At 62.7% G+C, this 17,008-nt stretch carries 14 protein-coding genes; 10 read left to right on the forward strand and 4 right to left on the reverse strand.

What is annotated here, in order from left to right:
- The first annotated feature begins 108 nt into the window (after window positions 1-108).
- Complete coding sequence (locus AC1Q67_RS11790) at window positions 109-879, forward strand: DUF1223 domain-containing protein (protein WP_492233977.1); 771 nt, start codon at window positions 109-111, stop codon at window positions 877-879.
- Between the two features lie 409 nt (window positions 880-1,288).
- Complete coding sequence (locus AC1Q67_RS11795; protein ID WP_492233975.1) at window positions 1,289-1,657, forward strand: DUF2794 domain-containing protein; 369 nt, start codon at window positions 1,289-1,291, stop codon at window positions 1,655-1,657.
- Here AC1Q67_RS11795 and AC1Q67_RS11800 read toward each other — a convergent pair whose 3' ends face one another.
- From AC1Q67_RS11800 to AC1Q67_RS11815, 4 genes are all read right to left on the reverse strand, one after another.
- Window positions 1,658-2,188: a GNAT family N-acetyltransferase gene (locus AC1Q67_RS11800; RefSeq protein ID WP_492233973.1), complete on the reverse strand. Its 531-nt coding sequence runs from the start codon at window positions 2,186-2,188 to the stop codon at window positions 1,658-1,660.
- Window positions 2,189-2,313: 125 nt separating this feature from the next.
- Window positions 2,314-3,105, reverse strand: coding sequence for a Bax inhibitor-1/YccA family protein (locus tag AC1Q67_RS11805; RefSeq protein WP_006023232.1), 792 nt, complete (start codon window positions 3,103-3,105; stop codon window positions 2,314-2,316).
- A 208-nt stretch (window positions 3,106-3,313) separates the two neighbouring features.
- Window positions 3,314-5,881, reverse strand: a complete 2,568-nt coding sequence (locus AC1Q67_RS11810) for an ABC transporter permease (protein ID WP_492233971.1) — start codon at window positions 5,879-5,881, stop codon at window positions 3,314-3,316.
- Window positions 5,878-6,624: an ABC transporter ATP-binding protein gene (locus AC1Q67_RS11815; RefSeq protein ID WP_024576691.1), complete on the reverse strand. Its 747-nt coding sequence runs from the start codon at window positions 6,622-6,624 to the stop codon at window positions 5,878-5,880. The genes AC1Q67_RS11810 and AC1Q67_RS11815 overlap by 4 nt, the downstream gene beginning before the upstream one ends.
- Here AC1Q67_RS11815 and AC1Q67_RS11820 point away from each other — a divergent pair.
- From AC1Q67_RS11820 to odhB, 8 genes are all read left to right on the forward strand, one after another.
- The gene (locus AC1Q67_RS11820) at window positions 6,623-7,342 is read left to right on the forward strand and encodes an arylesterase (RefSeq protein WP_492233969.1); all 720 of its coding nucleotides are present in this window, start codon (window positions 6,623-6,625) and stop codon (window positions 7,340-7,342) included. The two genes, AC1Q67_RS11815 and AC1Q67_RS11820, sit on opposite strands and share 2 nt — an antisense overlap.
- A 106-nt stretch (window positions 7,343-7,448) precedes the next feature.
- On the forward strand, window positions 7,449-7,985 hold the full coding sequence (thpR, locus tag AC1Q67_RS11825) for an RNA 2',3'-cyclic phosphodiesterase (RefSeq protein ID WP_024576689.1): 537 nt from the start codon (window positions 7,449-7,451) through the stop codon (window positions 7,983-7,985).
- 60 nt (window positions 7,986-8,045) lie between these two features.
- Window positions 8,046-9,227: a cell division protein ZapE gene (zapE, locus tag AC1Q67_RS11830; RefSeq protein ID WP_492233968.1), complete on the forward strand. Its 1,182-nt coding sequence runs from the start codon at window positions 8,046-8,048 to the stop codon at window positions 9,225-9,227.
- A gap of 189 nt (window positions 9,228-9,416) precedes the next feature.
- A complete protein-coding gene (gene mdh, locus AC1Q67_RS11835; protein WP_024576687.1) occupies window positions 9,417-10,385 on the forward strand; it encodes a malate dehydrogenase in 969 nt (322 codons plus the stop codon).
- Between the two features lie 102 nt (window positions 10,386-10,487).
- Complete coding sequence (sucC, locus tag AC1Q67_RS11840; protein ID WP_492233966.1) at window positions 10,488-11,684, forward strand: ADP-forming succinate--CoA ligase subunit beta; 1,197 nt, start codon at window positions 10,488-10,490, stop codon at window positions 11,682-11,684.
- Window positions 11,685-11,688: 4 nt separating this feature from the next.
- On the forward strand, window positions 11,689-12,573 hold the full coding sequence (sucD, locus tag AC1Q67_RS11845) for a succinate--CoA ligase subunit alpha (protein WP_492233965.1): 885 nt from the start codon (window positions 11,689-11,691) through the stop codon (window positions 12,571-12,573).
- Between the two features lie 135 nt (window positions 12,574-12,708).
- Entirely contained in the window at window positions 12,709-15,660 is a 2,952-nt protein-coding gene (locus AC1Q67_RS11850) for a 2-oxoglutarate dehydrogenase E1 component (RefSeq protein ID WP_492233964.1), read from the forward strand.
- 100 nt (window positions 15,661-15,760) lie between these two features.
- The gene (gene odhB, locus AC1Q67_RS11855) at window positions 15,761-17,005 is read left to right on the forward strand and encodes a 2-oxoglutarate dehydrogenase complex dihydrolipoyllysine-residue succinyltransferase (RefSeq protein ID WP_492233963.1); all 1,245 of its coding nucleotides are present in this window, start codon (window positions 15,761-15,763) and stop codon (window positions 17,003-17,005) included.
- Window positions 17,006-17,008 lie beyond the last annotated feature (3 nt).

The following is a 17,008-nucleotide window of genomic DNA, read 5'->3' on the forward strand; positions in this document are numbered from 1 at the left end:
TCCGTGAACAGGCTCACCGCGACGTGACTAGCGACCATCCAGGGGGCGGCCTATCAATAGGCCGCCTTTCCGGCTGATGGGGCATCATGCATTCGAGGGATTGACGGCATGTCTGATTTGCCAGAACCGAAAACGGCGGCAGCCGGCGCGATGGTGTCGCGCCTGTCGCGGACGCTTGGTGTCTGTGCAATCTTCACCGTGGTGACGCCGGTTTGCGCCGATCCGCGCGCCGTGGTCGAACTGTTCACATCGCAAGGCTGTTCGTCGTGTCCGCCCGCGGACAAGGTTCTCGGCGAACTGGCGCAGGACCCTACCGTGATCGCGCTGAGTCTGCCGATCGACTATTGGGATTATCTCGGCTGGAAGGACACGCTGGCGGATTCGCGTTTCAGCGCGCGTCAGAAGGCGTACTCGCATGCGCGAGGCGACCGCGGCGTCTACACACCGCAGGCCGTCGTCAACGGCACGACGAACGTTCTTGGCAGTGATCGCGCGGGAATCGAGAACGCCGCGAAGCAGACGCAGAACGCGGATGGCGTGATGTCGGTGCCGGTCACGATGACGCAGTCCGGCGGCCAGATCAAAGTATCGGTGGCGGAAGCCGGCGGCAGGAGCGGCGAGATCTGGATCTGCGCCGTGTCGAAATCGGTTCCGATCACCATTTCGCGCGGCGAGAATCGCGGACAGCAGATCACGTATCACAACGTGGTGCGCAATGTGCTGAAGGTCGGCGACTGGAACGGCAAGGCTGGCAGTTGGTCCGTGCCGCTTGAAAATATCGCGCGCGATGGCGTCGATGCCGCGGCGGTTTATGTTCAGGACGGCAATCGCGACAAGCCCGGGCCGATGCTCGGCGCGGCCTTTACCTCGCTGAACTAGGCCACTCGGGAATTTTTGGGACGTGACGTGCGGCAGGCGGTGATTGCTTGCCGGTGCTCAACCGTCTGCCCTTCGTCATGCAACAAAAACGCCCCCAACAAAAAAGGCCAGCTCGCGCCGGCCGAAGGATTGGGGATCCAGTTTACTGCGAAGAGTTAGACCCGATCCTGACGACCCCGGGGGGCTGGGGGCTGAGGAATCCGGTGCCGAAAGGACCGGGTCATCGCAGTTTCCTCTTGATCGCAGTCCAGCACGGCGGGGGATTGACCGAAATCAGGCGGCATTATGATTTTGCCTGACGTCCGCGTGATGCCTTGCTTGGGAATCGGGCAGCGGATGATCCCCAAATCATGCTTGCAGGCGTGGCCGGACGGGGTGATCATGTCACCTGCGTGACATGGAGGCGCCGATGAATTCAGTGTCGGGCGATACCGATCCAGGCGAGAGCCGGGGGCTGGAGCGCAGCCCCGCGCCGCTCCCGCCCCAGAGCGTTACGTTCAACCGCGTCGAACTCAATCGCATTCTCAATCTGTACGGACGCATGGTCGCCGATGGCGAGTGGCGGGATTACGCGATTGATTTTCTGAAAGACCGTGCGGTGTTTTCGATTTTCCGCCGCGCCTCGGAAGTTCCGATCTACCGGATCGAGAAGGATCCCAAGCTCGCGCGCAAGCAGGGGGCCTACAGCGTGATCGCCGCGAGCGGTCAGATTCTTCGCCGCGGCCATGAGCTTGACCGCGTTCTGCTGGTGATCGATCGCAAGCTGGCGGTGGTCTGATTATTCTTTCGGGACTGTCCTGCCGCCATCGCCGAGCGCGCGCTGCATCATGACCGTGTCGAGCCAGCGGCCAAACTTGAATCCGACGCTGGGGTGCGTGCCGATCATGTCGAAGCCGGCACGGGCGTGGACGCCAATCGACGCAGCATTGGCGGAATCGCCGATCACCGCGATCATCTGCCGGTAGCCGCGATCTTCGCACGCGACAATCAGGTCCTGCATCAGTCGCGTGCCAATGCGCCGTCCCTGCGCCGCAGGATCGAGATATACGGAGTTCTCGACCGTGAACCGATAGGCCGGACGGGGCCGGTAGGGTCCGGCATAGGCATAGCCGACGGCGATATCTTCCATGACCGCCACCAGATACGGAAAGCCGCCCTTGGTCAGCGCCTCGTAGCGTCGTGTCATTTCGGCAAGATCAGGCGGGTCGATTTCGAACGTCGCGGTGCCGTGGAGAACCGCATGCCGATAGATCGCCGTGATTGCGGGGAGGTCGGTGACGGCAGCGGGCCGGATATGAAGCTGGGGCATGTCGATCGCAGAGAATGGTGCCGGAGCGGTGAAGCCCCGCAGTCCTATCAGCGAAGGACTGCAAAACAAAAGCCCCGGCTTTTGGCCGGGGCTTTCAAGAGTTCACTGATCAGCCACGATCAGATCTAGTCGCGCTGTCCAAGGAGCTGCAGCAGCAGCGTGAACAGGTTGATGAAGTTGAGGTAGAGCGACAGTGCGCCGGTGATTGCCGCGCGCTCCGCCACGTCGCCACCCTGGCTGGCGTAGCCGTAGATGTAATCGTTCTTCAGCCGCTGGGTGTCCCAGGCGGTGAGGCCGGCGAACACCAGCACGCCGATCACCGAGACGATGAACTGCAACATCGTGCTAGCGATGAACAGGTTCACCAGGCTGGCGAGGATGATGCCGAACAGGCCCATCATCAGGAAAGATCCCATCCCGGTCAGGTCACGCTTGGTGGTGTAGCCGTAGAGGCTCAACGCACCGAACGAGGCAGCCGTGATGAAGAACACCCGCACGATCGAGGTGTGCGTGTACACCAGGAAGATCGACGACAGCGAGATGCCCATCAGCGCTGCAAACACCCAGAACAGAAGCTGGGCGGTTGCGGGCTTCAGGCGGTTGATGCCGAACGAAATGGCGAACACCATCACGAGCGGTGCGAGGATGAACACCCACTTCAGCGGGCTGACAAACATCGCGACGCCGAACGAGGTCAGATACTGCTTGCCGATACGGCCGGCAGCGGCTGACGCGTCAGGTGTCACAGCGCCCATGTAGACGCCGAGCGCCGCGAGGCCGGTAATGGCCAGGCCGATCGCCATGTAGTTGTAGATCTTAAGCATGTACGAGCGCAGACCGGCATCGACGGTCGCGGCGTCAACGCGCCCGGCGGCCCGGCCGAAAGGTGACGTATAGTTGCGGTCCAAGTCCGACATGGTCGAAACCCCGTGGTTGTCTGGCGAAAGCGAAGGGTCTGCGCCGCCAGCTATAAGTTTGTCCCAGAACCCCGATTGAGTGTCCATCCCTGGACGGTATCAATTCGGATTCTGAACCCGCTCAGTATGTGGGAAACTAACACACTCGACGCAAGCAGGGGCGCGCGGCTGAATGTCGCAAAACCCGCTATTTCGCTGCTACAAATTGTCATAAGTTACGGAGCACGCTAGCTGGTTTTTGGTTAAGCGCGAGTAATGTTCCCGCCAGCCCGAGCCCGACCGTGACGGCCAGCGCGGCCAGCACGACGAGGGCGGCGCTGCCGGCCTGCCAGACAAAGCTCAGGGTCATCAGCCGGGTCACGATCTGCCAGGCTGCGATCGATCCGGCCGCCACTCCGAACACGGCCGTTGCGAGGCCGATCAGCAGATATTCCAGCGCATAGGCGCCCAGCAGCCGCGCCCGGGTCGCGCCAAGGGTCTTGAGGATCACGGCATCATAGACCCGGTGCCGGTGACCCGCGGCGAGTGCGCCGCCCAGCACAAGGATGGCCGAGATGAGGGTCACCGAACTGGCCCCCCGGATCGCCAGCACGAGATTGGTCACGACCTTGCCGATTGAATCGAGTGCCTCGCGCACCCGGACGCTGGTCACCATCGGAAACGCGGCAGCGACCTCCTTGATGAGCTTGGCATCGCCTGCGGCTGTGGAACTGGCCTCCGTCAGGGTTGCGATATCGGTATGGGGTGCGCCGGCGAAAGCCTTGGGCGAATAAACCAATACGAAGTTGATGCCGAGGCTCTGCCAGTCCACCGTGCGCAGGTTGCTGATCTTCGCAGTGATATCGCGTCCGAGCACGTTCACGGTGATATCGTCGCCGACCTTGATGCCGAGGCCGTCGGCGATCTTCTTTTCGAGCGAGACCAGCGGTGGCCCGCTGTAGTTTGCATCCCACCAGGTGCCCTCGACGACTTTCGAGCCGCGCGGAACTTCGCCCGTATAAGTCAGGCCGCGATCGCTTTGCAGCACCCAGGCGGCATCGTTCGAGGGCTTGAGGTCTTCGGCTTTGATGCCCTTGGCGGCGACGATGCGTCCGCGCAGCATCGGCACGGTTTCCACGTTGGCTTGCGGCGCTGCCTGTTTCAGGAAATCGCCAAACCGTGCCGCCTCTGCGGTGGGGATGTCGATGAAATAGAACGAGGGCGCGTGCTCGGGCAGCGCCGCCATGAACTGCCGCCGCAGGTTGCCGTCGATCTGGGTGATGGTGACCAGCACGGCGAGGCCGAGTCCGAGCGACATCACGACCGATGGTGTCAGCGCGCCGGGGCGATGAATGTTGGCGATGGCAAGCCGCAGCATGGTGAGGCGCGGACGCGGCAGGTTTCTCGCCAGCGCCATCAGCAACGACGCGATGACGCGCAGCACGGCGAACACGGCGACCGACGAGACGACGAACACGGTGGCAACACGCTTGTCGTAGGCGAGGCCGATCGCAACCGACACCAGTGTCGCGATGACGGCAGCCATCAGCACGAGGTAGCGCCGCCGCGGCCAATGGAATTCCGATGTCACGCCTTCCCGGAACAGCGCGGCGACCGGCACGTCATGGACGCGGCCGAGCGGCCATAGTCCAAATGCGAGCGCGGTCAGAAGGCCGTAGAGAAACGACAATGCCAGTTCGCCGATATGGAATGTCGCTTCCACCGGAAGCGGCAGGATCTTTCCGAACATGCCGACGATGATGAAGGGAAGCGTCGCGCCGATGGCGAGGCCGATCAGCGATCCAAGGATCGCCAGCACCATCACCTGGGTCAGGTAAATCGTGAACACCTCGCGGCCGGTAGCGCCGAGGGCCTTGAAGGTCGCGATCACGTCGCGCCGCTCATCGAGATGGCTCTTGATCGCATTGGCGACGCCAACGCCGCCGACCAGCAGCGCCGCGAGCCCGACCAGCGTGAGAAACTGCGTGAAGCGCGTGATGCTGCGCTCAAGCTGCGGCGAGGCATTGCCGCGGCTGCGCACCTCCCAGCCGGCTTCCGGCAGGGCCTTCTGTGCTTCGTCGATCACGGATTGCGTTGCGCGATCGTCGAGCGAGGTATCCGGGAGCCTCAGGCGATAGGTCCAGCGCACCAGCGTGCCGGGTTGCAAGAGGCCGGTGGCGCGCAGCGCCTCTTCGCTGATCAGGAATCGGGGACCGAGGCCGACGCCGCCCGAGAGTTTGTCCGGCTCGGCTTCCACGACGCTGCGAATGTCGAACGTGGCGTTGCCGACAGTCACCCGGTCGCCGACCTGAAGGCCCAGCCGCGCCAGCATGATGGCGTCGGCGCCGGCACCGAATGCGCCGTCACGCTGCGCCAGCAATTCGGCCATCGGGAGCTTCGGTGCGAGGGTGACGTCGCCGAGCATCGGATAGTTGCCGTCGACCGCTTTCAGGTCGACCAGCGCGAACTCGCCCTTGGCCGAGCGCGCCATGCCGCGCATGATCGCCGCGACCGAAATCTTGCCGCGCGCATCAAGAAAAGCGCGCTCTTCCTTCGAGGCCTCGCGCTGGATCAGGGCGAAGGATACGTCGCCGCCGAGCAGCGTGCGGCCCTGATGGTCCAGCCCTTCGCTGAGGCTTCCGGCCACCGATCCAACGCCGGCAATCGCCATGACGCCGAGCGCAATGCAGGCCACGAAAACGTAGAAGCCGCGCAGGCCGCTTCGCAGCTCGCGCAACGCGTAGCGGATCGCAAGGGATGACGTGCCGCGGCGCGAGGTGTCCGCAATCTCGCTCATCGGGATGCCGTCTCGATCCAGTGCCGGTCTGTCGCCGGTCCATCGATGCGGCCCGAACGCAGGCGCACCACACGGTCGCAGCGCTGCGCCAGCGCGGCATCGTGCGTCACGAGAACAAGGGTCATGCCGCGCTCGAGATGCTTGGCGAACAGAAGATCGACAATCTGCTTGCCGGTGGACTCGTCGAGATTTCCGGTGGGTTCATCCGCCACAAGGATGGCGGGGTCGGGCGCCATTGCACGTGCCAATGCGACGCGCTGCTGCTCGCCGCCCGAGAGCTGCGAAGGATAGTGATGCAGTCTTTCGCCCAGACCGACGCCGGCAAGTTCCTGCGCGGCGCGCGCATTCGCATCCGCACGACCCGCGAGTTCAAGCGGCACCGCGACGTTCTCAAGTGCGGTCATGGTCGGGATCAGATGAAACGACTGGAACACGATGCCCACATGGCGGCCACGGAATCGTGCAAGGCCGTCTTCATCAAGGGCATTGAAGGAGACGCCGTTGACCACCACCTCTCCGCTGTCAGGACGTTCAAGCCCCGCCATCACCATGAGGAGCGTGGATTTGCCCGATCCCGACGGTCCGATCAGCCCGACAGCTTCACCGGGCGCGACCCGCAAGCCGACATCCTTAAGGATGTGAACGCGTGCGGCCCCGCTGCCTAATGAGAGATTGACGTTGGAAATGGAAATGGTGTCCGGTTCGAGACCGGCGCGCTTTGAGGGTTCAATGAGACTGTCCATGGATCTTTCATATGGGGGTTCCGGCCGCGCGGTCGAGGGGCTCTTGAGGGCATTCATCGTCGCAGCAGCGGGGGCAATGATGGCGATGTCGGGGCCGGCCTCGGCTCAAACGGCTTCTGTCCAGTCAGATGTCAAAGATGTGAAGCCGATCAAACTCGCCGTGCTGGGCGATTCCCTGACCGCAGGCTACGGCCTTCCGGCCTCGGCGGCGTTTCCGGTGCGGTTGCAGAAAGCCCTGGGCGAGAAGGGCATTGCCACCGACATTCACAATGCGGGCGTGTCCGGCGACACCACGACGGGCGGGCTTGCCCGGCTCGACTGGTCGATCCCGCCCGGCACGGAAGCGGTGATCGTCGAACTCGGCGCCAACGACGCGCTGCGCGGCGTCGATCCGAAAGTGGCGCGCGGCGCGCTCGACGACATCCTGACGAAACTCAAGGCGCGCAACATTGCGGTCCTGTTGTGCGGCATGTACGCGCCGCCGAACTACGGCACGGAGTACACGGCGCAGTTCAACAGCATCTATCCCGAACTCGCCAGGAGCCACAAAGTCCCGCTCTATCCGTTCTTTCTCGATGGCGTGGCCACAGAGGCAAAGCTGACCCAGCCCGACGGGCTGCACCCGACAGCGGCCGGCGTCGATGTTGTGGTTGAGCGGATTCTGCCGACGGTCGAGGCGTTTCTGCGCGACCGTGCATCGCAACTGGGCAAGCCGTAGGGATTTATCGGCCGATCACGCGATGGTCGCTTCGCACTGTCATCGTGCTGCGGTACAAAAGACATCAGGTGATTCGTGATCCTCTCCAGCATCGAGGAGTTTCGTGATGCCTCGCTTGTTCACCGGGCTGGAAATTCCCCCGGATATCGGCCAGACGCTCTCGAACTTGCGCGGGGGCCTGCCAGGCGCCCGCTGGATCGACCCCGAAAATTACCACGTTACATTGCGCTTCATCGGCGACATCGACGGCGCGGCGGCCAGTGAAATCGCCTCGACGCTCGAGCGGATCAACCGCAAGCCGTTCGAAGTCGCGTTGCAGGGCCTGTCCAGCTTTGGCGGCAAGAAACCGCGGGCGGTCGTGGCATCGGTTGTACCAAGCCGTCCCCTGATGGAATTGCAGGCGGAACTGGAGCGGCTGATGCAGCGGTTCGGTTTCGATCCGGAGGGCCGCAAATTCATCCCCCACGTCACGCTCGCGCGGTTGCGGGACGCCTCCAATCAGGATGTGGCGGACTATCTGTCGGTGCGCGGCTATTTCCCGACCCGCAGCTTCATGGCCTCCCGCTTCGTCCTGTTCTCGTCGCGGGCGTCGGTGGGTGGCGGGCCCTATGTTGTCGAAGACGCCTATGCGCTGAGCGCATAGAGAGCTTTCGGCACCTTTGTAGTCTTGCATTTTGCGCGTCATTCTGGCGGGTAGCGGGCCATGAACGCTCCGTCCCGCGCCTCGTTCCGTCGGCACTACCAGGCTCTGGTTGCCGCTGGCACCATCGAAGCCGATCCCGCACAGGCGCAGGCTGTTGAGGCTTTTTCCGCACTTGAGACGAGGCTTGCGGGCTATCGTCCCGGCCGCGGCGGACTGCTGCAACGCCTGTTCGCCGACAAGGACGCCGCCCCGCTGCGCGGTCTCTACATCCACGGCGAGGTCGGACGCGGCAAGACCATGCTGATGGATCTGTTCTTCAACGAAAGTCCGGTTGCGCACAAGCGCCGCGCGCACTTTCATGAATTCATGGCCGACGTTCATGAGCGGATTCACGGTTTCCGCCAGAAGATTGCGCGCCAGGAAATTGGCGATACCGATCCGGTGCGGCTGACCGCGCAATCGATTTTCGAGGAAGCGTGGCTGCTATGCTTCGACGAATTTCACGTCACCGATATCGCCGACGCGATGATCCTTGGGCGCCTGTTCAGCCGGCTGTTCGAACTGGGGACTGTGGTCGTGGCAACGTCGAACGTCGCGCCCGGCGATCTCTACAAGGGCGGATTGAACCGCGCATTGTTTCTGCCGTTCATCGGACAACTGGCGGATCGGATGGAGGTGCTGCGGCTCGACGCGCGCACCGATTTCCGCCTGGAAAAACTCGCCGGCATCAAGATGTGGCTGGTGCCCGCGGATGCGAGCGCGGACGCCGCGCTCGACAAGGCGTGGACCAAGCTCACCGGCGGCGCTGCGGACCATCCGCGCGACGTCATGATCAAGGGCCATGTGCTGCATGTTCCGCATTCGGCGCACGGCGTCGCGCGCTTTACGTTCGCCGACCTGTGCGAGAAGCCGCTTGGCGCGTCGGATTATCTGCGGCTCGCGCATGATTATCACACGCTGATCATCGACCGGATCCCAGCGATGCAGTATCCGCAGCGCAATTATGCCAAGCGCTTCATCACGCTGATCGACACGCTCTACGACAATGCGGTGAAGCTGATGGCGTCGGCAGAGACTGACCCGCTATCGCTCTACACCGCGACCGAGGGGGTCGAGGCCAACGAATTCAAGCGCACCTCGTCGCGGCTGATAGAGATGGGCTCGGAATCCTACCTGGCGCTGCCTCACGGCCGCAGCGACTCCTCCGCGAGCGGCGCGACGACCGGCCTGGTCGAGACCTGACGGGTTCGCTTTATGTTTCATCTCCGGCCCCGGCGAAAGCCCGATACGAAAGCGCTGCCCGGTGCCTCCACGGTGAGCACCGCCGCATCATTGAGCGAACGGCGACTTGAACGCCTGCCGCGAAAGGTCTAACCAGCCCTCCAGAGTTTTCCCACCCTCTCTTCGTCGACATCAAAGGACAGATTTCCCATGGCGCGTGACAAGATTGCTTTGATTGGTTCAGGTCAGATCGGCGGCACGCTCGCCCACCTCGTCGGGCTGAAAGAGCTGGGCGACGTGGTGATGTTCGACATCGCCGAAGGCATTCCGCAGGGCAAGTCGCTCGACATCGCGCAGTCCTCGCCGGTCGACGGCTTCGACGCCAACTTCACCGGCGCGAATTCCTACGAGGCCATCGAAGGCGCCAGCGTGGTGATCGTCACCGCGGGCGTGCCGCGCAAGCCCGGCATGAGCCGCGATGACCTTCTCAGCATCAATCTCAAGGTGATGGAGCAGGTCGGCGCCGGCATCAAGAAGTATGCCCCCGACGCTTTCGTCATCTGCATCACCAACCCGCTCGACGCGATGGTTTGGGCGCTGCAGAAGGCCTGCGGCCTGCCGCAGAAGAAGGTTGTCGGCATGGCCGGCGTGCTGGACTCCGCGCGCTTCCGTTACTTCCTTGCCGATGAGTTCAACGTCTCTGTCGAAGACGTCACCGCCTTCGTGCTCGGCGGTCACGGCGACACCATGGTGCCGCTGACCAAGTACTCCACCGTCGCCGGCATTCCGTTGCCTGATCTCGTGAAGATGGGCTGGACCTCGCAGGCCCGTATCGACGAGATCGTCGACCGCACCCGCAACGGCGGCGCGGAGATCGTCAACCTGCTCAAGACCGGGTCGGCGTTCTACGCGCCGGCTGCGTCGGCAATCGCGATGGCGGAGAGCTATCTGCGCGACAAGAAGCGTGTGCTGCCCTGCGCCGCCTACCTCAACGGCGAATACGGCGTGAAGGACATGTATGTCGGCGTGCCGGTTGTCATCGGATCGAAGGGTGTCGAGCGTATTGTCGAGATCGAGCTGGCCGGCAAGGACCGCGAAGGTTTCGACAAGTCGGTCGGCGCCGTGCAGGGTCTTGTTGACGCCTGCAAGAAGATCGCGCCCGACCTGCTTGGCAAGTAAGCGGCGCGACGCCGTTACCGATTCCGCACGATCCGGCGAAAGTATTTTCCGGATCGTGCCTGAGCCTTTCTCTTTTCCCTCTTCGGTTCTCTGGGGCAATCCATGAACATCCACGAATATCAGGCCAAGGCGGTGCTGAAGGAATTCGGCGTGCCGGTGTCGCGCGGCGTGCCAATTCTCAAGGCGGCTGAAGCAGAAGCTGCGGCAAAGGAACTCGGCGGCCCGTTGTGGGTGGTAAAGAGCCAGATCCATGCCGGCGGACGCGGCAAGGGCAAGTTCAAGGAAGCCTCCGCCGGCGACAAGGGCGGCGTGCGTCTGGCCAAGTCGATCGACGAGGTGAAGGAATTCGCCAAGCAGATGCTCGGCGCGACGCTGGTGACGATCCAGACCGGCCCGGCCGGCAAGCAGGTCAATCGCCTCTATCTCGAAGACGGCTCGGACATCGAGAAGGAATTCTATCTGTCGCTGCTGGTCGATCGCGAAACGTCGTGGGTGGCGTTCGTGGTGTCCACCGAAGGTGGCATGGACATCGAGAAGGTTGCGCACGATACGCCCGACAAGATCGTGACGTTCTCGGTCGATCCCGCCACCGGCATCATGGGCCATCACGGCCGCACCGTGGCGCAGGCGCTCGGCCTCAAGGGCGATCTCGCCAAGCAGGCGGAGAAGCTGGTGGCGCAGCTCTATACGGCGTTCCTCGCCAAGGACATGGAGATGCTGGAGATCAATCCGCTGATTGTCTCCAAGCAGGGCGAGCTGAAGTGCCTCGACGCCAAGATGTCGTTCGATTCCAATTCGCTTTATCGTCATCCGGACATCGTCGCCTTGCGCGACACCACGGAAGAAGACGCCAAGGAAATCGAGGCGTCGAAGTATGACCTCGCCTATATCGCGCTCGACGGCACCATCGGCTGCATGGTGAACGGCGCGGGTCTCGCGATGGCCACCCTCGATATCATCAAACTGTACGGCGAAAGCCCGGCCAACTTCCTCGATGTCGGCGGCGGCGCTTCGGAAGAAAAAGTCACTGCGGCGTTCAAGATCATCACCGCAGATCCGAACGTGAAGGGCATCCTCGTCAATATCTTCGGCGGCATCATGAAGTGCGACGTCATCGCGCGCGGCGTCATCGCCGCGGTGAAGGCGGTCGGTCTTCAGGTGCCTCTGGTGGTGCGTCTTGAAGGCACCAATGTCGAGGAAGGCAAGAAGATCATCCGCGAAAGCGGTCTCAACGTTCTGCCCGCCGACGATCTCGACGACGCCGCGCAGAAGATCGTCAACGCCGTGAAGGGAAAGTAAGCCGATGTCCGTCCTGATCGACAAGAACACCAAGGTCATCTGCCAGGGCTTCACCGGCAAGAACGGCACCTTCCATTCTGAGGGCGCGATTGCCTACGGGACCAAGATGGTCGGCGGCACCTCGCCGGGCAAGGGCGGCACCACGCATCTCGGCCTGCCGGTGTTCGACACGGTGCAGGAAGCGCGTGACAAGACCGGCGCCGATGCGTCGGTGATCTACGTCCCGCCGCCGGGCGCGGCCGACGCGATCTGCGAGGCGATCGATGCGGAAGTGCCGCTGATCGTCTGCATCACCGAAGGCATTCCGGTGCTCGACATGGTGCGCGTGAAGCGCTCGCTGTGCGGCTCGAAGTCGCGGCTGATCGGGCCGAACTGCCCGGGCGTTGTCACCGCTGGCGAATCGAAGATCGGCATCATGCCCGCGAACATCTTCAAGCCTGGCAATGTCGGCATCGTCTCGCGCTCCGGCACGCTGACTTATGAAGCGGTTTTCCAGACCACCCAGGTCGGGCTCGGCCAGACCTCCGCTGTCGGCATCGGCGGCGACCCGGTCAAGGGCACCGAATTCATCGACGTGCTCGAATTGTTCCTGGCGGACGAGAAGACCAAGTCGATCATCATGATCGGCGAGATCGGCGGCTCCGCCGAAGAAGACGCGGCACAGTTCCTCAAGGACGAGGCCAAGCGCGGCCGGTCGAAGCCGATGGTCGGATTTATCGCGGGCCGCACCGCACCTCCGGGCCGCCGCATGGGTCATGCCGGTGCGATCGTCTCCGGCGGCAAGGGCGATGCCGAATCCAAGATCGCAGCCATGGAAGCTGCCGGGATTACGGTCTCTCCGTCACCTGCACGGCTTGGAACGACTCTTCTCGAAAGGTTGAAAGCCTAGTTCAGTCCTTGGTTCTTTTCAGCGCGAAGTTTTGCCCTAAATAGGGTAAAAGGTGCGGCCCAAACACGATGCCGATACCAAATCGGGCGATTCCTCCCGATTTTCCCGCGCGATAGCAATCATCAGGACGCAATCATGTCTCGCCAGGACGCGAATGCCAATTTCGCTCTCACTTCCTTCCTCGACGGCGCCAACGCCACCTACATCGACGACCTTTACGCCCGCTACGAAAAGGACCCGTCGTCGGTCGATCCGGACTGGGTGGATTTTTTCAAAAGCCTGAAGGATCAGCCGTCCGACGTTGCGAAGAACGCGCAAGGCCCGTCCTGGGAAAAAGCCAACTGGCCGGCCACGCCGAAGGACGACCTGACCTCCGCGCTCGATGGCAACTGGGCGCAGGTCGAGAAGGTCGTCAGCGACAAGATCGCTGCCAAGGCGCAGGCCGCCGGCAGCAACCTGACCTCGGCGGACATCCATCAGGCGACCCGCGATTCGGTGCGCGCCCTGATGCTGATTCGCGCCTACCGCATGCGCGGCCACTTCCACGCCAATCTCGATCCGCTCGGGATCGAAGGTCAGAAGGATCACGAAGAGCTCGATCCGCGCTCTTACGGATTCACCGACGCGGATTTCGACCGCAAGATTTTCCTCGATCACGTCCTAGGTCTCGAGACCGCGACGCTGCGCGAGATTGTTGCGATCTGTCAGCGCACCTACTGCCAGACGCTTGGCGTTGAGTTCATGCACATCTCGAATCCGGCGCAGAAGAGCTGGATTCAGGAGCGCATCGAAGGTCCGGACAAGGAAATCAGCTTCACCCGCGAAGGCCGCCGCGCCATTCTGATGAAGCTGATCGAAACCGAAGGTTTTGAGAAGTTCTGCGACATCAAGTTCACCGGCACCAAGCGCTTCGGTCTCGATGGCGGCGAATCGCTGATTCCCGCGCTCGAACAGATCATCAAGCGCGGCGGCAATCTCGGCGTCCGCGATATCGTGGTCGGCATGCCGCATCGCGGCCGTCTCAACGTGCTCACCCAGGTGATGGGCAAGCCGCATCGCGCGCTGTTCCACGAGTTCAAGGGCGGTTCGGCCAATCCGGATGAAGTCGAAGGCTCAGGCGACGTGAAGTATCACCTCGGCGCCTCCTCGGACCGCGAGTTCGACGGCAACAAGATCCATCTGTCGCTGACCGCAAATCCCTCGCATCTCGAAATCGTCGATCCGGTGGTGCTTGGCAAGGCGCGTGCGAAGGAAGACCAGAACGGCGATCCACCGGATCAGCGCATCTCGGTGCTGCCGCTCCTCATGCACGGCGACGCGGCTTTCGCAGGTCAGGGCGTGGTGGCGGAGTGCTTCGCGCTGTCCGACCTCAAGGGCTATCGCACCGGAGGGTCGATCCACTTTATCGTCAACAACCAGATCGGCTTCACCACCTATCCGCGTTACTCGCGCTCGTCGCCGTATCCGTCCGACGTCGCCAAGATGATCGACGCGCCGATTTTCCATGTGAACGGCGACGATCCGGAAGCGGTGGTGTTCGCAGCCAAGATCGCGATCGAATTCCGGCAGAAGTTCCACAAGCCTGTCGTCATCGACATGTTCTGCTATCGCCGCCACGGTCACAACGAGGGCGACGAACCGGGTTTCACCAACCCGGTGATGTACAAGAAAATTGCGACCCACCCCACCACGCTCGATCTTTATGCCAAGCGGCTGATTGCCGATGGCGTCGTAACCGAAGGCGAAGTCGAGAAGGCCAAGGCCGACTGGCGCGCGCGTCTTGATGCGGAGCTTGAGGCCGGTTCGGGCTACAAGCCGAACAAGGCTGACTGGCTCGACGGCAAGTGGGCCGGCTTCAAGTCGGCTGAAGTCGGCGAAGATCCGCGCCGCGGCAACACCGGCATTAAGATCGATGAACTCAAGGACATCGGCCGCAAGATCACCAAGGTGCCGGATGGTTTCCGCATTCACCGCACTGTTCAGCGCTACCTCGAAAATCGTCTGAAGACGATCGAGAACGGCGAGGGCATCGACTGGGCAACCGCTGAAGCACTGGCGTTCTGCACGCTGCTCAAGGAAGGTCATCGTGTACGTCTCTCGGGACAGGATTCCGAGCGCGGCACGTTTTCGCAGCGGCACTCGGTGCTGTTCGATCAGGAAGATGAAAGCCGTTACACGCCGTTCAATCATCTCGGCGACAATCAGGGTCACTACGAGGTCATCAACTCGCTGTTGTCGGAAGAAGCGGTGCTCGGCTTTGAATACGGTTACTCGCTCGCCGAGCCGAATGCGCTCACGATTTGGGAGGCCCAGTTCGGCGACTTCGCCAACGGTGCGCAGGTCGTGTTCGACCAGTTTATCTCGTCGGCCGAACGCAAGTGGCTGCGTATGTCGGGTCTCGTCTGCCTTCTGCCTCACGGCTATGAGGGCCAGGGACCGGAGCACTCTTCGGCACGTCTGGAGCGCTTCCTGCAGATGTGCGCCGAAGACAACATGCAGGTCACCAACCTCACGACGCCCGCGAACTACTTCCACGCCTTGCGCCGTCAGCTCAAGCGTGAGATCCGCAAGCCGCTGATCATCATGACCCCGAAGTCGTTGCTGCGTAACAAGCGCGCGGTGTCGAAGCTCGAGGAGTTCGCGACGGACACCTCGTTCCATCGCATCCTGCTGGACGATGCAGAGGCGGGCGGCGAGTTCAAACTCGCCGAAGACGGCAAGATCCGCCGCGTCGTCATCTGCTCGGGCAAGGTCTATTACGATCTGCTCGAAGAGCGTGAGAAGCGTGGCACCGACGACATCTATCTGCTGCGCATCGAGCAGCTCTACCCCGTGCCGCTCAAGGCGCTGGTGCAGGTGCTTGAGCGTTTCAAGAAAGCCGAAGTGGTCTGGTGCCAGGAAGAACCCCGCAACATGGGCGGCTGGCACTTCATCGAGCCGTATCTCGAGTGGGTGTTGAACCAGGTCGGCTCGGCGCACAAGCGCCCGCGCTATGCCGGACGTGCCGCTGCCGCGGCGACCGCGACCGGTTTGATGTCGAAGCACCTCCAGCAATTGAAGGCATTGCTCGACGAAGCTCTCGGCTGACCCATTGGATGCCCGCACCTCGCGGGCATTTCCATCCAGGACGATTTGATTGAGGCGCTGACGGCATAGGAAGCCGTTCACGACGCAAAGGGAAAAAGAAATGGCTGAAATTCGCGTTCCGACACTGGGCGAGTCCGTCACCGAGGCCACCATCGGCCGCTGGTTCAAGAAAGCCGGCGATGCCGTCGCTGTCGACGAGCCCTTGGTTGAGCTCGAAACCGACAAGGTGACCATCGAGGTGCCGGCGCCGTTCGCGGGCACCCTCGATGAAATTATCGCCAAGGACGGTGAGACCGTCGCGGTCGGCGCGCTGCTTGGTCAGATCACGGCAGGCGCAGGCGGCGCCAAGCCCGCCGCCGCTCCGGCCAAGGCTGCTGAGCCGCCGAAGGCTGCTGCGCCTGCGGCCGCAGCCCCCGCGCCGGCCCAGAAGTCTCCGCCCGCCGACGCGCCGCAGGCGCCGTCGGTGCGCAAGCTCTCCGCTGAATCCGGGATCGATGCCTCGACCGTTCCAGGCTCCGGCAAGGATGGCCGTGTCACCAAGGGCGATATGCTGGCCGCGATCGAAAAGGCCGCCTCACTAGCGACGCCGCTCAATCAGCCGGCCGCTGCCGTTCAGGTGCGTGCGCCTTCCGCAGCCGACGATGCCGCGCGCGAAGAGCGCGTGAAGATGACGCGGCTGCGTCAGACCATCGCGCGCCGCCTCAAGGACGTGCAGAACACGGCTGCGATGCTGACGACCTTCAACGAGGTCGACATGACCAACGTCATGGCGCTGCGCGCTCACTACAAGGATGCGTTCGAGAAGAAGCACGGCGCCAAGCTCGGCTTCATGGGTTTCTTCACCAAGGCTGTCGTGCAGGCGCTCAAGGACGTGCCCGCCGTCAACGCCGAGATCGACGGCACCGACCTGATCTACAAGAACTACTATCACATCGGCGTCGCGGTCGGCACCGACAAGGGCCTCGTGGTGCCGGTGGTGCGTGATTGCGATCACAAGTCGATCGCAGAGATCGAGAAGAGCATTGCCGACTACGGTCGCCGCGCCCGCGATGGCCAGCTCAAGATCGAGGAAATGCAGGGCGGCACCTTTACGATCACCAACGGCGGCATCTATGGCTCGCTGATGTCGACGCCGATCCTGAACGCTCCGCAGTCGGGTATCCTCGGCATGCACAAGATTCAGGAGCGGCCGGTCGCCATCGGCGGCAAGGTCGAGATTCGCCCGATGATGTATCTCGCGGTGTCCTATGATCACCGCGTCATCGACGGCAAGGAAGCGGTGACCTTCCTCGTTCGCGTCAAAGAAAACCTTGAGGATCCGGCGCGCCTCGTGCTGGATCTGTAAGCC

Source organism: Afipia sp. GW823-FHT06G09 (assembly GCF_058794875.1).